Source organism: Bradyrhizobium barranii subsp. apii (assembly GCF_011516635.5).
Classification (GTDB): Bacteria; Pseudomonadota; Alphaproteobacteria; order Rhizobiales; family Xanthobacteraceae; genus Bradyrhizobium; species Bradyrhizobium barranii.
The window spans coordinates 4,967,260-4,984,389 of sequence record NZ_CP096255.1 but is presented as its reverse complement, the minus strand read 5'-3'; the positions used below and the strand labels follow the sequence as shown (position 1 = coordinate 4,984,389).

The window sequence follows — 17,130 nt, the reverse complement described above, 5'->3', positions numbered from 1 at the left end:
CGGCCGCTCCCCGATCAGGAGCGATCATCTTGTCAGTCCCTTCGGTCATTTCCGTCATTGACGATGATCCATCCGTCCGCCTTGCGACCAACAATCTGCTGACGTCGCGGGGATACACCGTCTACATCTTTGGCTCCGCTCTCGAATTTCTCCAGTCGGCCGAACTGAGGACGACGTCCTGCGTGATCGCGGATGTGCAGATGTCGGTCATGAGCGGCGTTGATCTCCTGATGCATATGCGCGGCCTCGGTCACCGCACGCCGTTTATCTTCATGACCGCCTTTCCCGACGATGCCGTGCGTGACCGCGCGCTGAAAGCTGGCGCCATCTGCTTTCTCGCGAAGCCGTTTTCCACGCCGGCTCTGATCAATTGTCTGGAGGCGGCCCTGTCGAAGCACAGCGAGGCCAAGACGTAACGCGGCGCCGCGTGAACCTGATTGCTCCACAGGGTGCGGCCACTTGACGTTGTGGCCGCATCCGAAGAGGCAATCCGCCTCAATCCACCTTGATGTCGGCGGCCTTGATAATCGGCCACCATTTTGCGATTTCCGCCTTCTGGCGCGCGCCGAGCGCTTCGGGCGTGAGCTGGTCCTTGGGCGTCATCTCGAGGCCCTGGCTTTCGAGCTGCTTCTTCACGGCGGGATCGTTCAGCGCTTCCACAGCGGCCGCATTGAGCTTGGTGACGATCTCCTTCGGCGTCCCCTTCGGCACCCAAAGGCCCGACCACAACGTCATGTTGAAGCCTTTCAGCCCCGCCTCGGCTGCCGTCGGAATGTCCGGCGCCGACGAGAGCCGCTTGTCGTCGGTAATGGCATAGGCGCGGATCGTGCCGGCGCGGACCTGGTTGATGGAGTTGGAGGTCTGATCGATGATGACGTCGATCTGGCCGGCGATGAGATCGTTCAGCGCGGGCGCCGTGCCGCGATACGGCACATATTGCAGCTTGATGCCGCTGACGCTCTCGAAATAGACACCGGCGATATGGCTGCCGGAGCCCGCGCCGGCGGTGCCGGCGGTCGGCGGCGACGGCCGCGACTTCAGCCACTCGATGAGCTCCTTCAACGAGGTCGCAGGCACCGCGTTCTTGCTCACCACGATCATCGGATTGCTCGGCAGCAGCACAACCGGCTCGAGATCGGCGACGAGGTCGTATTTGAGCTTGTAGACGGCGCCGTTGGCAACATGGGTGCCGAGATGGCCGAAGGAGATAGTGTAGCCGTCCGGCGCCGATTGCACGGCGCGACCGACCCCGATCGAGCCGCCCGCGCCGGTGACATTCTCGATCACCAGCGGCTGGCCGAGCGTCACCCGCATGCGCTCGGCGAGCACGCGCGCCATCGCATCCGACGGGCCACCGGCGGCGAAGGGAACGATGACGGTGATGGGATGCGAAGGATAGTCGTCGGCGCGCGCGGTGCCGGTCACAGCGAGAATACCGAGCAGCCCGGCCCAGATGGCCTTCTTCATTGTCTTCTCCCCAGCGATGTCTTTGTTGTTTTTTGTGCCCTCCCGCGTACGGGAAGAGGGATCGATCGTGAAGAGACGAAATGACGCGCCAGAGCGCGATCATCGCGCTCCGGCGGTCTGGTCGTGCCTAGAACTGCGTGTAGTCGATCGGCTTGTGGCGATCGAGCGTGCGGGTCACCGGCGGCAGCGGGTACTTCAGGCCGGTCGCGCAGTTGAACAGCATCACGCGGTCGGTCTTGCTGACGCGGCCATCGGCGAGGCTGTCCTTGTAGGCCGCGTAGGTCGCAGCCCCCTCGGGGCACAGCAAGAGCCCCTCCTCGCGCGCGACCTCGTTCAGCGCCGCCGAGATCTTGTCGTCGTCGACCGCGATGGCAAAACCCTTGCTCTCGCGCACCGCGCGCAGGATCAGGAAGTCGCCGATCGCCTGCGGCACGCGAATGCCGGACGCGATCGTGTGGGCGTCCTCCCAGCGCGTCGCATGCTCGGTGCCGGCATCATAGGCCCGCACCATCGGCGCGCAGCCCGACGCCTGCACCGCGACCATGCGCGGGCGCTTGGAGCCGATGAACCCGATCTTCTCCAGCTCGTCGAAAGCCTTCCACATGCCGATCAGGCCGGTGCCGCCGCCGGTCGGGTAGAAGATCACGTCGGGCACGTCCCAGCCGAGCTGCTCGGCGAGCTCCAGGCCCATCGTCTTCTTGCCCTCGATGCGGTACGGCTCTTTGAGCGTAGACGTGTCGAACCAGCCGACTTTTGCCTTGCCTTCGCCGACGATCTTGCCGCAATCGTCGATATAACCGTTGACGCGATAGACGGTCGCGCCCTGAAGCTCGATCTCGCTCACGTTGACCTCGGGCGTGTCGGCCGGGCAGAAGATCGTGGTCTTGATGCCGCACGAGGTCGCGTAGGCCGCGAGCGCCGCGCCGGCATTGCCGTTGGTCGGCATCGCCATGTGCTTGATGCCGAGCGCCTTGCCCATCGACACCGCCATCACGAGGCCGCGCGCCTTGAACGAGCCGGTCGGCAGGCGTCCCTCGTCCTTGACGATGATCTCGCCGCCGCCAAGCTTGGCGCCGAGCTTCGGTAGCCGGATCAGCGGCGTCGTGACCTCGCCGAGCGAGACGATGTCCTTGCATCTGCGCACAGGCAAGAGCTCGCGGTAGCGCCACATGTCGCCGGGACGCTGGGCAAGCGCGTCCTTGGTCAGCGCCTTCTTCACGCCCGCGAGGTCGTAGCGCACCAAAAGCGGCTTGCCGGCCTTGGAGAGATTGTGGACCTGGTCGGCGGCATAGTGGTCGCCCTCCATCGCGCATTCGAGATGGGTGACGAAGGTCGGGCGTTCGATGGTCAGGTTGTCGTTATCGTGCATGGGTTGGTTTCCTTCTTATTTTGCAAACGGCTCTCTGCTCGTCATTGCGAGCGCAGCGAAGCAATCCAGACTCTTTCCGCAGAGGCCGTCTGGATTGCTTCGCCGCGCTCGCAATGACGGCGGCGGGCGGCGATGGCGCCCATCAAATATTCAACACTCTTCCATACGCATCCAGCACGGCTTCCTTCATCATTTCCGACAGGGTCGGATGCGGGAACACCGTGTGCATCAGCTCTTCTTCGGTCGTCTCCAGGTTCATCGCGACGACGTAGCCCTGGATCAGCTCGGTGACTTCAGCACCGACCATATGGGCGCCGAGGAGCTGACCGGTCTTCTTGTCGAAGATCACCTTGACCAGGCCCTGATCCTCGCCCAGCGCAATCGCCTTGCCGTTGCCGACGAACGGGAAACGGCCGACGCGGATCTCTCGGCCGCTTTCCTTGGCCTTGGCTTCGGTGAGGCCGACGGAGGCGACCTGCGGCTGGCAATAGGTGCAGCCCGGGATCAGGTTCTTGTCCATGGGATGCGGATGCAAGCCCTTGATGGCCTCGACGCAGATCACGCCTTCATGCTCGGCCTTGTGCGCCAGCATCGGGGGACCGGCGACGTCGCCGATGGCGTAGATGCCGGGAACGTTGGTCTTGCCGTAGCCGTCGATGACGATACAGCCGCGGTCGGTCTTCACACCGAGCTTTTCCAGGCCGAGATTCTCGATATTGCCGACGACGCCGACCGCCGAGATCACCCGCTCGAACTCGGTGGTGACGGGCTTGCCCTTGCCGTCGTCGATGGTGGCGACGACGCTGTCGGCCTTCTTCTCCAGCTTCGTGACCTTGGTCGAGGACATGATCTTGATGCCCTGCTTTTCCAGACGCTTGCGGGCAAGGCCTGCGATCTCGGCGTCCTCGACGGGCAGGATCTGCGGCAGCACCTCGACCACGGTGACCTCGGAGCCCATGGTGTGGAAGAACGAGGCGAACTCGATGCCGATCGCGCCGGAGCCGACGACCAGCAGCGACTTCGGCATCTTCTCCGGGACCATCGCTTCGAAATAGGTCCAGATCAGCTTCTTGTCGGGCTCGAGCCCCGGCAGCACGCGCGGCCGCGCACCGGTTGCAATAATGATGTGCTTGGCCAGGTAAGCCCCCTCGCCCAGCGCTCCCTTGGGGCCCTCGACGTCGGACTTCTTCACCGTGACCTTGCCGGGCGCGTCGATGGAGGCCGCGCCCCAGATCACGCTGACCTTGTTCTTCTTCATCAGGAAGCCGACGCCGTCGTTCAGCCGCTTCGAGACGCCGCGCGAACGCTGCACCACCGCCTTCGGGTCGAACGAGACCTTCTCCGCCGACAGGCCGTAATCCTTGGCGTGCTGCATGTAGTGGTAGATCTCGGCGGAGCGTAAGAGCGCCTTGGTCGGGATGCAGCCCCAGTTCAGGCAGATGCCGCCGAGATAGGACTTCTCGACGATCGCGACCTTGAGGCCGAGCTGGGCGGCGCGGATCGCGGTGACATAGCCGCCGGGGCCGGAGCCGATGATGATGACGTCGAAGGATGTATCGGCCATGGCGGCTCCCGTTCAACTCAAGCGGTCGTTGCGCCGCGGGCGCGGCGATTGCGGATGTAGGTTCTGATCAGCCATTCCGAGAGAATGGCGGCCGCCATGACGGCGAAGATGGTGAGCGCGATCGGCGCCCAGATGTTGCGCGACAGCGCCTCGCCGGCGAAGAAGGCGGAGTCAACGATGTCGCGGCCGAGCGGGCTGAGCGTGAGGATCAGCGAGACCAGCATCGAGATCCAGGGCCAGCGCGTCGTCATGCGCCATCTCAGACCATCATCATGACGGGATTTTCGATCAGCTGCTTGAACGCGCCGATCAGCTCGGCGCCAAGCGCGCCGTCGATGGCGCGGTGATCACAGGACAAGGTCACGCTCATCATGTGCGCGATCTCGATCTTGCCGCCGCGGACGACCGGCCGCTCCTCGCTGGTGCCGACCGCGAGAATGGTTGCATGCGGCGGGTTGATCACGGCGGTGAAGTGGCTGATGCCGAACATGCCGAGGTTGGAGACCGCGGTGGTGCCGCCCTGGTATTCCTCCGGCTTCAGCTTGCGCGAGCGGGCGCGCGCGGCAAAATCCTTCATCTCGTTGGAGATGGTGGAGAGCGTCTTGGTCTCTGCCTTGCGGATGATCGGCGTGATCAGGCCACCGGGCATCGCCACGGCAACACCGACGTCGGAATGGTGGTGCTTGACCATGCCGCTTTCAGTCCAGCTGACGTTGCAGTTCGGGATCCTCTGGAGCGCAACGGCCATCGCCTTGATCACGAAGTCGTTGACCGAGATCTTGTAGAGCGGCTTCTTCTCCTTGTCCTTGGGAGCAGCCGCATTGATCTCCTCGCGCGCGGCGAGCAGCTTGCCGATGTCGCAGTCGATGGTGAGGTAGAAGTGCGGGACGTTCTGGATCGACGCGGTCAGGCGCTGCGCGATCGTGCGGCGCATGCCGTCATGCGGCACGATCTCGTAGGAGCCGGGCTCGAACAGCGACAGGATCTGCTTGTCCGACATGGTCGGTGCGATCGAGGGCGCGCCGGACGGCGCAGCGGCAGGCGCCTTCAGACCCTTGCCGGACTTGGCCTGCTCGACGTCACGCGCCACCACGCGGCCGCGCGGGCCGGTGCCCGTCACCATCGACACGTCGATGCCTGCATCCTTGGCGAGACGGCGCGCCAGCGGCGATGAGAACACGCGGCCGCCATGGCCGTTGCTCTGCGCGGCCGGAACTGCGGCCTGCGGCGCCGGTGCGGCGGCAGGCGGCGCAGCCTTGGGCGCGGCTGCGGGAGCCGGCGCGGCGGTGGGCGCTTCAGCAGCTTTCGGAGGTGCGGCCGAGGCACTGGGCTTGGCGGCACCAGCCGCCTTCACGTCCTCGCCCTCGCCGGCGAGCACGGCGATCACGTCGTTGACCGGGACGTCCTGCGTGCCCTCGGGCACGAGGATCTTGGCGATCGTGCCTTCGTCGATCGCCTCGACCTCCATGGTCGCCTTGTCGGTCTCGATCTCGGCGATGACGTCGCCGGATTTGACCTTGTCGCCTTCCTTCTTCAGCCACTTGGCGAGGTTGCCCTTCTCCATTGTCGGCGAGAGAGCGGGCATCAGGATGTTGATGGGCATGCTGACCTCAAGAAGAACTTTGCAATACGTCGTCTCCGACAGCGAAGACGACCAGGTTTAGTTGCCGATGTCGCCCTGCCACAGGCGCTCGTTGGCAGGGATGGAACGCCAATTCTTCATCATGGTGATGGAGCGGTCGTCGGCAAGGTCGATCCAGGGGATGCCGAACTTGTCGAGGATGTCCTTGGAGCCCGGGAAGGTGACGGATTCTCCGATCACCACCAGCTTCACCTTGAACAGAGCGAGTGCGCCGGCGCACATCGAGCATGGCGACAGTGTGGTGTACATGACGGTGTCGTGGAACGAGATCACGCCGGCCTCGCGCAGGCAGCTCATCTCGCCGTGGAGGATGACGTTCTTTTCCTGCACACGGTTGTTGTGGCCGCGGGCGATGATCTCGTTGCCGCGCGTCAGCACGGCGCCGATCGGCAGGCCGCCCTGCGCGATCGAGGCCTCCGCCTCGCGGATCGCCTCCAGCATGAAATCGAAATGATGGGCTTCGATCGCCACGATCAGTGCCCCTTCCCGCGCGGTGTCGTCGTGCCCGTATCGGTTGGCCGTTCAATCTCCGCCTGGAACATCTCGAGGATCCGGCTCAGCGCATCCTCCTCGGTGTATTCGCTCTCGCGCGCATAGGCGCGCGCCGCGTGACGGGCGAGATCGACGAGCAGGAGGCCCCACATATCGGGCTCCTCGAAGGCGCGCTGGAACGCCATCGACAGCCCGCCGTCCAGCACGAATACGCGCAGGATCTCGACCGCATCGTCGCGGGCGAGGACGTCGGGTGGCAATGGCTGCTCCTTCGGGCCCGCCATGATTTACCTGTAGCAGACGGCTTTGGCGGCCTCGACCACTTCGGCTGCCGACGGCAGCGCGAGCTTCTCCAGGTTCGCGGCATAGGGCATCGGGACGTCCTTGCCGGAGACGCGCGCAACCGGCGCATCGAGATAGTCGAAGGCGTTCTCCATGATGCGCGCGGCGATCTCGGCGCCGACGCCGCTCTGCGCCCAGCCCTCTTCCACCGTGACCGCACGACCGGTCTTCTTGACCGAGTTGACGATGGCCTCGGTATCCATCGGCCGCAGCGTGCGCAGGTCGATCACCTCGGCCTCGATACCGTCCTTGGAGAGCTCGTCGGCGGCTTTCAGCGCATAGGTCATGCCGTTCGACCAGGAGATGATGGTGACATGGCTGCCCGAACGCACGATGCGGGCCTTGCCGATCGGGATCACGAAGTCATCGAGCTTCGGCACTTCGCCGGTATGGCCGTAGAGCACCTCGTTCTCGAGGAAGATCACCGGATTGGGATCGCGGATCGCGGCCTTGAGCAGGCCCTTGTAGTCCGCTGCGGAGAACGGCGCGACCACCTTGAGACCCGGGACGTTGGAATACCAGGACGAGTAGTCCTGGCTGTGCTGGGCGGCGACGCGCGCGGCGGCGCCGTTCGGGCCGCGGAACACGATCGAGCAGCCCATCTGACCGCCGGACATGTAGAGCGTCTTGGCCGCTGAGTTGATGATCTGGTCGATCGCCTGCATGGCGAAGTTGAAGGTCATGAACTCGACGATCGGCTTCAGCCCGGTCATGGCAGCGCCGACGCCGATGCCGGCAAAGCCGTGCTCGGTGATCGGCGTGTCGATGACGCGCTTGGCGCCAAATTCCTGCAACAGGCCCTGGGTCACCTTGTAGGCGCCCTGATATTCAGCGACTTCCTCGCCCATCACGAAGACGTCGGCGTCGCGGCGCATTTCTTCGGCCATGGCATCGCGCAACGCCTCGCGGATAGTCTGCGTCACCATCGCGGTGCCGGCGGGCACTTCCGGATCGGGCTCGGCAACGACCTGAGGGGCAGCCGCAGCCTTCGGCGCCGAGATCATCGGCTTGCCTTCGCCGACCGGCGAGCGGGATTCGGCGACTTCCTGCGCGACGCTCGGCGCGGGCGCGGCCGGCGCCTTGGCGAGATCGGCGGCCGTCTCGCCATCGGCGAGGATGGTCGCGATCGGCGTGTTGACGGCAACGTCGGCGGTGCCCTCGGGGATCAGGATCTTGCCGAGCGTACCTTCATCGGTCGCCTCGACCTCCATGGTCGCCTTGTCGGTCTCGATCTCGGCGATGACGTCGCCGGACTTGATCGTCTCGCCCTCTTTCTTCAGCCACTTGGCAAGGTTGCCCTTCTCCATCGTGGGCGACAACGCGGGCATCAGCACTTGAATTGGCATATCGACTCCAAAAGAAAGCTTGCGCGCGTTCAGCGATAAATGTCGGTCCAGAGCTCGGCGGCATCCGGCTCGGGATCATGCTGGGCGAAGTCGGCGGACGCATTGACGATGTCGCGGACCTCGGCGTCGATCGCCTTGAGATCGGCCTCGCTCACCTTGGCCGCGAGCAGGCGGTTGCGCACCTGCTCGATCGGGTCCTGGTCGTGGCGGACTTTTTCGACCTCTTCGCGCGTTCTGTACTTTGCGGGGTCGGACATCGAGTGGCCGCGATAGCGGTAGGTCTGCATCTCCAGGATGAAGGGGCCCTTGCCGGCACGGCACCAGGCCGCCGCCTCCTCGCCCGCGGCCTTCACGGCGCGGACGTCCATGCCGTCGACCTGCATCCCGGGGATGTTGAAGGACGCACCGCGCTTGGAGAAATCCTGCTGCGCCGAAGCGCGCGACACCGAGGTGCCCATGGCGTAGCGGTTGTTCTCGATGACGTAGATCACCGGCAGCTTCCAGAGCTCCGCCATGTTGAAGCTCTCATAGACCTGGCCCTGGTTGGCCGCGCCGTCGCCGAAATAGGTGACGCTGACATTGTCGTTACCACGATAGTGGTTGGCGAAGGCCAGACCCGTGCCGAGCGAGACCTGGGCGCCGACGATGCCGTGGCCGCCGTAGAAGTGCTTCTCCTTGCTGAACATGTGCATGGAGCCGCCCTTGCCCTTGGAATAGCCACCGCGCCGGCCGGTGAGCTCGGCCATGACGCCGTTGGCCTCCATGCCGGTGGCAAGCATATGACCGTGATCGCGATAGCCGGTGATGACCTGATCGCCCTGCTTCAGGGCCATCTGCATGCCGACCACCACGGCTTCCTGGCCGATATAGAGGTGGCAGAAGCCGCCGATCGCGCCCATGCCGTAGAGCTGGCCGGCCTTTTCCTCGAACCGCCGGATCAGGAGCATGTCGCGGAGCGCTTTGAGCTCCTGCTCTCTGGTGAATTCCGGGGGCGAACCGCCGTCGGTCTTGTCCTGTGGAGTGCTTGCGGCGGCTTTCTTGGGTGCGGCCATGGGAATTCCGGGTCAGAGAAAACTTCAGCCCTCTCTAACCCAAGTCAAACGCCCTTGGAAAGGACCGCGGCGGCATGGCGCGACTTTCATTATGCCGCACTGCAACGTGGCCGAAACTTTGCAAAACCTTTGCCGCCGATCGGGCAACTTTAGCTCACCGGTCAGCGAAGGGAACGTGGGCAGCCAACGCAGAGAAATCGGACGCGCCGTTTTGTATCCGAAATCCCACGCGCGTCCGATTCGCCGTGCCAGCCTTACCAGCCCAACTCGCGCAAATACGCCGCACGGGCGGCAACGCCGGTGTGCGTGAAGTCGCTGAAGACCCCATCGACGCCGAGCCGGTAGAATTTGAGATATTCAAGGCTCGGGTCGCCGCGATAGTCGGCGGCAAGATATTTCTTCTCGTTCCGAAACGTGAAGACATGCACGAAAAGACCGAGCTTGTGCGCGTCCGCGACAAGGCTGGTCGCGTCCTGGGTCGAAGCCTCCGGCGTCGATCCCTTGTAGGGCGTGCCGTCGGCATTTGCGTCCTTCCACGGCGCGATCTTGAGCGGAACGATATAGGCCTTCCACGGGCCGATGCCGTCGGCGTAGGTCTTGATCTCGGCAAGCCCCTCGGCCGTCAGCATCGCATCGTACAGGCGCGCATCGCCTGCAACCGTCCAGTCGAACGGGCGCGAATTCGTGATGTTGTTGAGGAGAACCTTGCCGGTTTTGAAGTCGATTCCGTTGCCGTCGACGAGTTGGACCTGCCGCGTCTGGAGGCCGTGGCTGCGCATATATTTCAGGCTGCCGGGTTCGAAGCTCTGGACCAAGATGGGAGCGTCCTTGGTGTTGAGGCCGTTATCCCTGATGATCTTGATCAGGGCATCCTCGAGCGGACGGCTGCCGGCCGCGCCGCAGCCATTGGCGATCGCCTGGGCATTGTTCCAGGTCGGGTTCTTGGTTTCGGGATAGACGAGGATGGACCGCCCGGTCTCCTTGCTCTTGACCTTGGCGATGTCGATGACGTCCTGGAAGCTGATGATCGGGAGCTTGCCGTTGAAGACTTTCGGCCGCTCGTTGGCCGCGTCATAGGTGGTGCCGCCGATCCATTGCTTCAGCTCGGCCATGGTGAAATCGCTGATCGACCAGTCGTTGGTATGATCCTCGCCGTCGACGATCAGCGACTTCAGCACCGATTTGGGATCGGCCGGATCGCTCAGATCCGTCAGGTAGTCGGCAGGCACGCCGGTGGCCGACGGGGCCTTGACGCGCACACCGGGCACGGTTCGCTTGCGGGCGGCGACGGCCGCATTGGTCTTCGCCACCTCGGCAATGTTGGTGTTGTCGCTCAGCCAGGGGTTATGACGCACGACCAGAACGCAATCCTTGGTCAGGTGCAAATCCTCTTCGAGCGCATCGGTCCCGAGCGCCGCGGCGAGGTCGTACGACGCCTCGGTCTCTTCAGGTACCAGGCCCGGCAGGCCGCGATGTCCAAGGACCAGTGGCGCCTTTCCATCGACGGTCAGGAAGGGCTTGGCGCCAGCTGGCGCCGCGCCGGACTGTGCAAAGGCCATCGACAGCGGCAGCACCGCCGCGCCGAACAGCATCGCTGCGACACCCATTGTCCGTCCTGAACGACTGTTCCGCATCACCAAGCCTCCGTCTTTGCCCGGCATCGCTTCGAATGCCGCGGGCGCCGAACCGGATACGGTCGGCTCTGTCGTCTTGTCTCAAGACTCTGACAGACGGATGACGACGGAGAGGGCAGCGCAAGATTGCGCCGCCCTCTCCTGCCCGATCAGATCTTGCCCCATCAGATCTTGCCCAATCAGATCTTGCCCGATCAGAAGAAGCCAAGCTTCTTCGGGCTGTAGCTGACCAGCAGATTCTTGGTCTGCTGGTAGTGATCGAGCATCATCTTGTGGGTCTCGCGACCGACGCCCGACTGCTTGTAGCCGCCGAACGCGGCATGCGCAGGATACGCATGGTAGCAGTTGGTCCAGACCCGGCCGGCCTGGATGGCCCGGCCGAAGCGGTAGCAGCGGTTGGCATCGCGACTCCAGACGCCGGCTCCCAGGCCATAGAGCGTGTCGTTGGCGATCGCGAGCGCTTCGTCATCGGTCTTGAAGGTCGTGACCGAGACGACGGGACCAAAGATCTCCTCCTGGAAGATTCGCATCTTGTTGTGGCCCTCGAACACCGTCGGCTGGACGTAGAAGCCGCCGGAAAGATCGCCGCCGAGCTCGGCACGACCGCCGCCGGCCAGCACCTTGGCGCCCTCCTGCTTGCCGATGTCGATATAGGAGAGGATCTTGGCGAGCTGTTCGCTAGATGCCTGCGCGCCGATCATGGTGTCGGCCGCACGCGGGTCGCCCTGCTTGATCGCGGCGACGCGCTTCAGCGCCCGCTCCATGAAGCGGTCATAGATATCGGCGTGGACCAGCGCCCGGCTCGGACAGGTGCAGACCTCGCCCTGGTTCAGCGCGAACATCACAAAGCCTTCGATCGCCTTGTCGAAGAAGTCGTCGTCCTCGGCGGTGACGTCGTTGAAGAAGATGTTCGGCGACTTGCCGCCGAGCTCCAGCGTGACCGGGATCAGGTTCTGGCTGGCATATTGCATGATCAGCCGGCCCGTGGAGGTCTCGCCGGTGAAGGCGATTTTCGCGATCCGCGGGCTGGAGGCGAGCGGCTTGCCGGCCTCGAGGCCAAAGCCGTTGACGATGTTGAGGACACCGGGCGGCAGGAGATCGCCGATGATCTCGGCCCAGACCATGATCGAGGCCGGCGTCTGCTCGGCCGGCTTGAGCACGACGCAATTGCCGGCGGCAAGCGCCGGCGCGAGCTTCCAGCATGCCATCAGCAGCGGGAAGTTCCAGGGGATGATCTGGCCGACCACGCCGAGCGGTTCGTGGAAATGATAGGCGATGGTGTCGTGGTCGATCTCGCCGATCGAGCCTTCCTGTGCGCGCACCACGCCGGCGAAATAGCGAAAATGATCGATCGCGAGTGGCAGATCGGCAGCGCGGGTCTCGCGGATCGGCTTACCGTTGTCCCAGGTCTCCGCAATCGCAAGGCGCTCCAGATTCTCTTCCATCCGGTCGGCGATCCGGTTCAGGATCGCGGCGCGCTCGGCGACGCTGGTGCGTCCCCAGGCGGCCTTGGCGGCGTGCGCCGCATCGAGGGCGGCCTCGACATCCTGCGCATCGGAACGCGCGATCTTGCAGACGATCTGGCCGTTCACCGGCGAGGCGTTGTCAAAGTACTTGCCGGAGATTGGCGCGACGAATTTGCCGCCGATGAAATTGTCATAGCGTTCGGCGAACGGAACCTGGGTGACGCCGAGGAATTCCACCTTGTTCATTGATCACTCCCGATGTTTGCTGTTTGCGCAATTCGTCGCGTGTTCACGACTTGCGCCAACGATGTCGCGGGAGCGTTTTCCTGTCAGCCCGGGCGTCAGCGATGGCCGGGGTAACCTGTCGCAGTTCTGCGACAGTCGTGGGCAAGGCAAGGGCCCTCAGTGCTTCAGCTCGAACCGCTTGAGCTTCCTGTGCAGCGTGGCACGGCTGATGCCGAGGGCCTTGGCGGCGGCCGAAACATTGCCGTCCGCGCGCAGCAGCGCCCGCTGCAACACCGCGCGCTGGCCGCCGGCAAGATGGTGATGCGCGGGTTCGCCGCCGAGGAGGTCAGCCGCGGGCACCGGCTGCAAGGGACGGCCGGGCGCAATCCCGAGTCCCACCCGCGCGGACCGGGTCGCGCCGATCACGAGATCATCTGCATCGACCGCGACGAGGCCGCCGGCCTGGCCGTCCGCGCCTTGCGTCAGCACAATGCGGGCATGGGCGAAGGCGCGGCGAAACAGATCGGCCTCGATGCGCCTCGCCGCCTCACCTGCCGCGAGCGCGATCAGATTGGAAAACGTATCGGTCCGGTCGGCGCGGCAGGAGGAGACGTCGAGCACGCCCGCAAACTCCGCCTCGTGGTCGTAGATCGGAACGGCGGTGCAGCTCAGAAGCGTGTTGCGGGTGAAGAAATGCTGGTCGCGGTCGATCGTCAGCGGGCGCTGCTCGACGACGCAGGTGCCGATGCCGTTGGTGCCTTCATGATCCTCGCTCCAGAGCGCGCCGGTCCACAGGCCCCAGGATTGGAACGTCGCATCGTCCACCGCTGTGCCGCGGCGGTCGACCGGCACGCCCGCGCCGTCGGCGAGCAGCACGCAGCAGCCGCTCGCGCCGACCGCCTGATAGAGCCGGTCCATCGCGCCTTGCGCGGCGGCGAGCAGCGGCGCGACGCGCTCGCGCGCCTGCCGCAACTCGACATCGCTCAGCCGCATCGGCGCGCTACGACCGGCGGGATCGAGATGATGCAATCGGGACGAACGGCGCCATGAGGCCACCAGCGCGGAGCGCGCGGCCTGGCCTGACGCAATGGCGGCCTCGACGCGGGCCGCGTGATGCCGGGACATTGGCCCATTCATCACTGTTTCCTCCGGGTGGCAGTCTAGGCTGCGCCGGCATGGCCCGGTTGATCTGCGTCAACTCAGGCAGACGGCGGCAGAAGCCATGGGGCCGTTGCTGCGTTGCCGTCAAGGCGGCAGCCCGGTTCCAAGCCTAAGTGTCTGTTCCAAAACATGTTGAGTCGAATGAATCGGTTGTGATTCAAGGTGAGCGGCCTGATTCGATGGGGACGCGCCGCCAATGTGGACTACCGAGAACCGTGCACGCTACGACCGCAGCCGCCTGCGCTATCCGAGCGACTTGACCGACGAGGAGTGGGCGCTGATCGCGCCTCGCATCCCGCCGGCCAAGCGCGGCGGCAACAAGCGTACGGTGGACCTGCGCGAGATTGCCAACGGGCTGATGTACATCCTGAGCACAGGTTGCCAGTGGCGCGCGATCCCCAAGGACCTGCCGCCGCGCTCGACGCTGTATGGCTACTTCGATCTGTGGAGCTGGAACGGCACGCTCGATAAAATTCATCACGCCCTCTATGTCGAATGTCGCGAAAGGGCCGAGCGCGAGGCTTCTCCCACCGCCGCCATCATCGATAGCCAGAGCGTGAAAAGCGCTGAAAAAGGGGGCCTCATGATCTCCATGGCTACGACGCGGGCAAGAAGATCAAGGGCAAGAAGCGGCACATTCTCGTCGACACGCAAGGCCTCTTGATGCACGCCATCGTGCATGCGGCGGACATCCAGGATCGCGACGGCGGCGTGCTCCTGATGGCAACGTTGTTCGGCCTCTATCCCTTTCTTCTGAAGCTCTACGCCGACGGCGGATATCAAGGGCCACATTTCCAGAAGGGGCTGCGTAGCGCTCTGAAGCGCGTGAACCTCGAAATCGTCAAACGCTCCGATCAGGCTCACCGTTTCGTCGTCTTGCCCAAACGCTGGATCGTCGAGCGTACCTTTGCCTGGCTCGGGCGATGCCGAAGACTGTCCAAAGATTGGGAATGCTTCAATCACAGGGCGCTCGCCTTTCTCAAGCTGGCCTCCATCCGACTCATGCTGCGAAAGCTATGCAATCCAAGGTAATCTTTCCGGACAGACTCTAAGACTTTCGGTAGAATTGCTACACGATTGTCGGATTTCGGCAGCGGCTTTCGATGCCGGTTTCGAATGCAGCGGCAAACGCTACTTCGCCGGGATCATCCGAACGAGATCGTGTGGATTGACATAGTCGAGCTGATAGCGCGCCCGCTCGTCCAGCATGTCAGGATCGATCCGCGACGTCCGCAGCAGCGACACCCGCTGCTCGCTCTTCGCGCGCTCGCGCTTGAGCTGGGCCAGCTCGCTCGTCAGCGCGATGATCTCCTGGTCGAGTTCCTGACGGGCGTTGAGGCCGTATTTGCCGGTGTAGGCGTTGACGCCGAAATAGCCGACGATAGCGGCCGCCATCGCATAGAGGGCAAGGCCGGTCAGGATCGATTTCAGGCGCGCGCGGGAGACCATCTTGGGAAGATGCGGCAGGTTGGTTAAGGGAGTGCTAATCGCTTCCCCCTTCGCGTTCCAGTCCCTACCCCCAGCCGTCATGCTCGGCCTTGTGCCGGGCATCCACGTTTTTCGTCACCACGAGCCAAGACGTGGATGGCCGGGACAAGCCCGGCCATGACGAAGAAAGACGTCAGCCGTGGTGTTTGGCCACGTGCGCAGCAAACGCGTCGATATAGGCCTGGAGGACGGGCTTCAGAGATTCCTTGGTCAGGTTCCCCTCCGCATCGAAGGCATCGCCGACCGCGTTCAGATAGATCTCCGGCTGCTGCAGGATCGGTCCGGCAATGCCCGGCAGGATGTTCTGCAGCGTCTTGGCGGCGCTGACGCCGCCGAGCGGGCCCGGCGAGTTCGAGATGATGCCGACCGGCTTGCCGTTGAACGAGCTCTTGCCGTAGGGGCGCGAGGCGACGTCGATGGCGTTCTTCAGCACACCCGGGATGGCGCGGTTGTATTCGGGGGTGACGAAAATGACGCCGTCCGACTTCTGCAGCTTCTCGCGGAAGGCCAGCCAGTCCGCGGGCGGCGCGCCCTCGAGGTCCTGGTTGAAGAACGAGATGCCTGCCAGCGTGATGACCTCGAGCTTGAGCGAGGCCGGCGCGAGCTTTGCGAGCGCGTTGGCGACCTTCAGCGAGAAGCTGTCCTTGCGCAGGCTGCCGGCGATCACGACGATGTTGTAGGCCATGGATTGTCCTTGGGGGCTTGAGCGGAAGTTCCGGGGCGGCACTTAAGCGATCCGGGTCGATGGATGCAAGTGCATGAACCGGTCCTGTTTGGAAACGCTGAGTTTCTCGAAAGCAGATGGTCGCTACGATCCAAAAACAATCAGGCCGCCCGAAGGCGGCCTGACGTTTCTCGCAAACCCCTGGCTCGGTTCAGATCGTCGGATTCCAGGCCGACGGGATCAGGCGGTATTTCGCGCCGTCCTTCTCGACATGCCCCACCGAGGGGAAGGTGAAGTGGAAACCGATCACGGTCGCCTTCTCGGCTGCCGCCATGTCGTAGAATTTGTGGCGGGTGGCCTGCGCCATCGCGCCGTCGTTGTCGAACGCCACGTGCCAATCCGGATTGCGCAGGAAGAACTCCGGAATGTTGGTGACGTCAGATTGGATCAGCACCTTCTTGTCGCCAGAGGCCACCGCGAACGAGGTGTGCCCCGGCGTGTGGCCGGGCGTCGCGATCGAGGTGATGCCCGGGGCGACCTCCTTGCCCCACTCGTATTTCGTGACTTTGGATTCGAGGCCGGCAAAGGTCTTCTTCACGTTGGCGAAGTAGTTCTTCGTCAGGTCGTTCGGAGCCTTGGCCGCATTCTCGTCGCTCGCCCAGAACTCCCAATCCTTCGCCGGCACCATGATCTCCGCATTCGGGAACGCGAGCGCGCCGTCGGCGAGACGAATGCCGTTGGTGTGATCAGGATGGAGATGCGACAGCAGCACGACGTCGATGTTCTTCGGGTCGACGCCGGCAGCGGCGAGGTTCTGCAGCGTACGGCCGACCGCGCCCTTGCTCGGCTCGAGATTGGCAACGCCGTTGCCGGTGTCGATCAGGACCAGCTTGGAGCCGGTGTTGATGAGCTGCGGATTGAACGGCACCGTGACCATGCCCTTCGGCATGTACGCCGCCTCGCCCGCGGCCAGCGCTTCCTCCTTCGGCAGGTTGACGACGAACTTGTCGGGCATCGGGAAGGTGCGCGCGCCGTCGTTGATCGAGGTGCACTCGTAGCTGCCGACCTTGTAGCGATAGAAGCCGGGCGCCTGTGCCCCGCTTTGCGGCACCGAGGCACTGGCGGTGGTCGGTCCAAGTCCGGTTACGGCCGCCGCGCCCATAGCGGCAGCGCCCGCGAGCAGGTCGCGGCGATTCAGATCAGTCATGGAAGTGTCCC

General features: G+C 64.2%; 16 protein-coding genes and 1 pseudogene. 2 read left to right on the top strand and 15 right to left on the bottom strand.

The window, feature by feature from the left end; translation table 11 throughout:
* Positions 1-29 precede the first annotated feature (29 nt).
* A complete protein-coding gene (locus HAP41_RS23660) occupies positions 30-416 on the top strand; it encodes a response regulator transcription factor (protein WP_071913559.1) in 387 nt (128 codons plus the stop codon).
* Between the two features lie 79 nt (positions 417-495).
* Here HAP41_RS23660 and HAP41_RS23655 read toward each other — a convergent pair whose 3' ends face one another.
* The 12 genes from HAP41_RS23655 to HAP41_RS23600 form a co-directional block, all read right to left on the bottom strand.
* Entirely contained in the window at positions 496-1,467 is a 972-nt protein-coding gene (locus HAP41_RS23655) for a tripartite tricarboxylate transporter substrate binding protein BugD (RefSeq protein WP_166096834.1), read from the bottom strand.
* A 127-nt stretch (positions 1,468-1,594) separates the two neighbouring features.
* A complete protein-coding gene (locus tag HAP41_RS23650; RefSeq protein WP_166096836.1) occupies positions 1,595-2,836 on the bottom strand; it encodes a threonine synthase in 1,242 nt (413 codons plus the stop codon).
* A 142-nt stretch (positions 2,837-2,978) separates the two neighbouring features.
* Positions 2,979-4,400 carry a dihydrolipoyl dehydrogenase gene (gene lpdA, locus HAP41_RS23645; RefSeq protein WP_166096840.1) on the bottom strand — a complete coding sequence of 474 codons (1,422 nt, stop codon included), beginning with the start codon at positions 4,398-4,400 and terminating at the stop codon, positions 2,979-2,981.
* A gap of 17 nt (positions 4,401-4,417) precedes the next feature.
* Positions 4,418-4,651 carry a hypothetical protein gene (locus tag HAP41_RS23640; protein ID WP_014495017.1) on the bottom strand — a complete coding sequence of 78 codons (234 nt, stop codon included), beginning with the start codon at positions 4,649-4,651 and terminating at the stop codon, positions 4,418-4,420.
* Positions 4,652-4,659: 8 nt separating this feature from the next.
* Positions 4,660-6,003: a pyruvate dehydrogenase complex dihydrolipoamide acetyltransferase gene (locus HAP41_RS23635; protein ID WP_135213767.1), complete on the bottom strand. Its 1,344-nt coding sequence runs from the start codon at positions 6,001-6,003 to the stop codon at positions 4,660-4,662.
* A gap of 57 nt (positions 6,004-6,060) precedes the next feature.
* Positions 6,061-6,513, bottom strand: coding sequence for a nucleoside deaminase (locus tag HAP41_RS23630; protein WP_014495015.1), 453 nt, complete (start codon positions 6,511-6,513; stop codon positions 6,061-6,063).
* Between the two features lie 2 nt (positions 6,514-6,515).
* Complete coding sequence (locus tag HAP41_RS23625; RefSeq protein WP_028149595.1) at positions 6,516-6,818, bottom strand: DUF5076 domain-containing protein; 303 nt, start codon at positions 6,816-6,818, stop codon at positions 6,516-6,518.
* Between the two features lie 3 nt (positions 6,819-6,821).
* Positions 6,822-8,222, bottom strand: a complete 1,401-nt coding sequence (locus HAP41_RS23620; RefSeq protein ID WP_166096849.1) for a pyruvate dehydrogenase complex E1 component subunit beta — start codon at positions 8,220-8,222, stop codon at positions 6,822-6,824.
* 29 nt (positions 8,223-8,251) lie between these two features.
* The gene (pdhA, locus tag HAP41_RS23615) at positions 8,252-9,274 is read right to left on the bottom strand and encodes a pyruvate dehydrogenase (acetyl-transferring) E1 component subunit alpha (protein WP_063983080.1); all 1,023 of its coding nucleotides are present in this window, start codon (positions 9,272-9,274) and stop codon (positions 8,252-8,254) included.
* 254 nt (positions 9,275-9,528) lie between these two features.
* Positions 9,529-10,881 (bottom strand): glycerophosphodiester phosphodiesterase family protein, encoded by a 1,353-nt coding sequence (locus HAP41_RS23610; RefSeq protein ID WP_135213769.1) that lies wholly within the window; start codon positions 10,879-10,881, stop codon positions 9,529-9,531.
* Positions 10,882-11,102: 221 nt separating this feature from the next.
* Positions 11,103-12,620, bottom strand: coding sequence for an aldehyde dehydrogenase (adh, locus tag HAP41_RS23605; RefSeq protein ID WP_166096853.1), 1,518 nt, complete (start codon positions 12,618-12,620; stop codon positions 11,103-11,105).
* A gap of 156 nt (positions 12,621-12,776) precedes the next feature.
* A complete protein-coding gene (locus HAP41_RS23600; protein WP_166096855.1) occupies positions 12,777-13,736 on the bottom strand; it encodes a helix-turn-helix domain-containing protein in 960 nt (319 codons plus the stop codon).
* 220 nt (positions 13,737-13,956) lie between these two features.
* On the opposite strand from HAP41_RS23600, the pseudogene HAP41_RS23595 reads away from it, so the two are divergent.
* Positions 13,957-14,792 (top strand): annotated as a pseudogene (locus tag HAP41_RS23595) (IS5 family transposase).
* 99 nt (positions 14,793-14,891) lie between these two features.
* Here HAP41_RS23595 and HAP41_RS23590 read toward each other — a convergent pair.
* The 3 genes from HAP41_RS23590 to HAP41_RS23580 form a co-directional block, all read right to left on the bottom strand.
* Positions 14,892-15,209, bottom strand: coding sequence for an FtsB family cell division protein (locus HAP41_RS23590; protein ID WP_028149600.1), 318 nt, complete (start codon positions 15,207-15,209; stop codon positions 14,892-14,894).
* A gap of 172 nt (positions 15,210-15,381) precedes the next feature.
* Entirely contained in the window at positions 15,382-15,933 is a 552-nt protein-coding gene (locus tag HAP41_RS23585; RefSeq protein ID WP_135213772.1) for an NADPH-dependent FMN reductase, read from the bottom strand.
* A gap of 190 nt (positions 15,934-16,123) precedes the next feature.
* Complete coding sequence (locus tag HAP41_RS23580; RefSeq protein WP_166096858.1) at positions 16,124-17,119, bottom strand: MBL fold metallo-hydrolase; 996 nt, start codon at positions 17,117-17,119, stop codon at positions 16,124-16,126.
* Between the last annotated feature and the right edge of the window lie 11 nt (positions 17,120-17,130).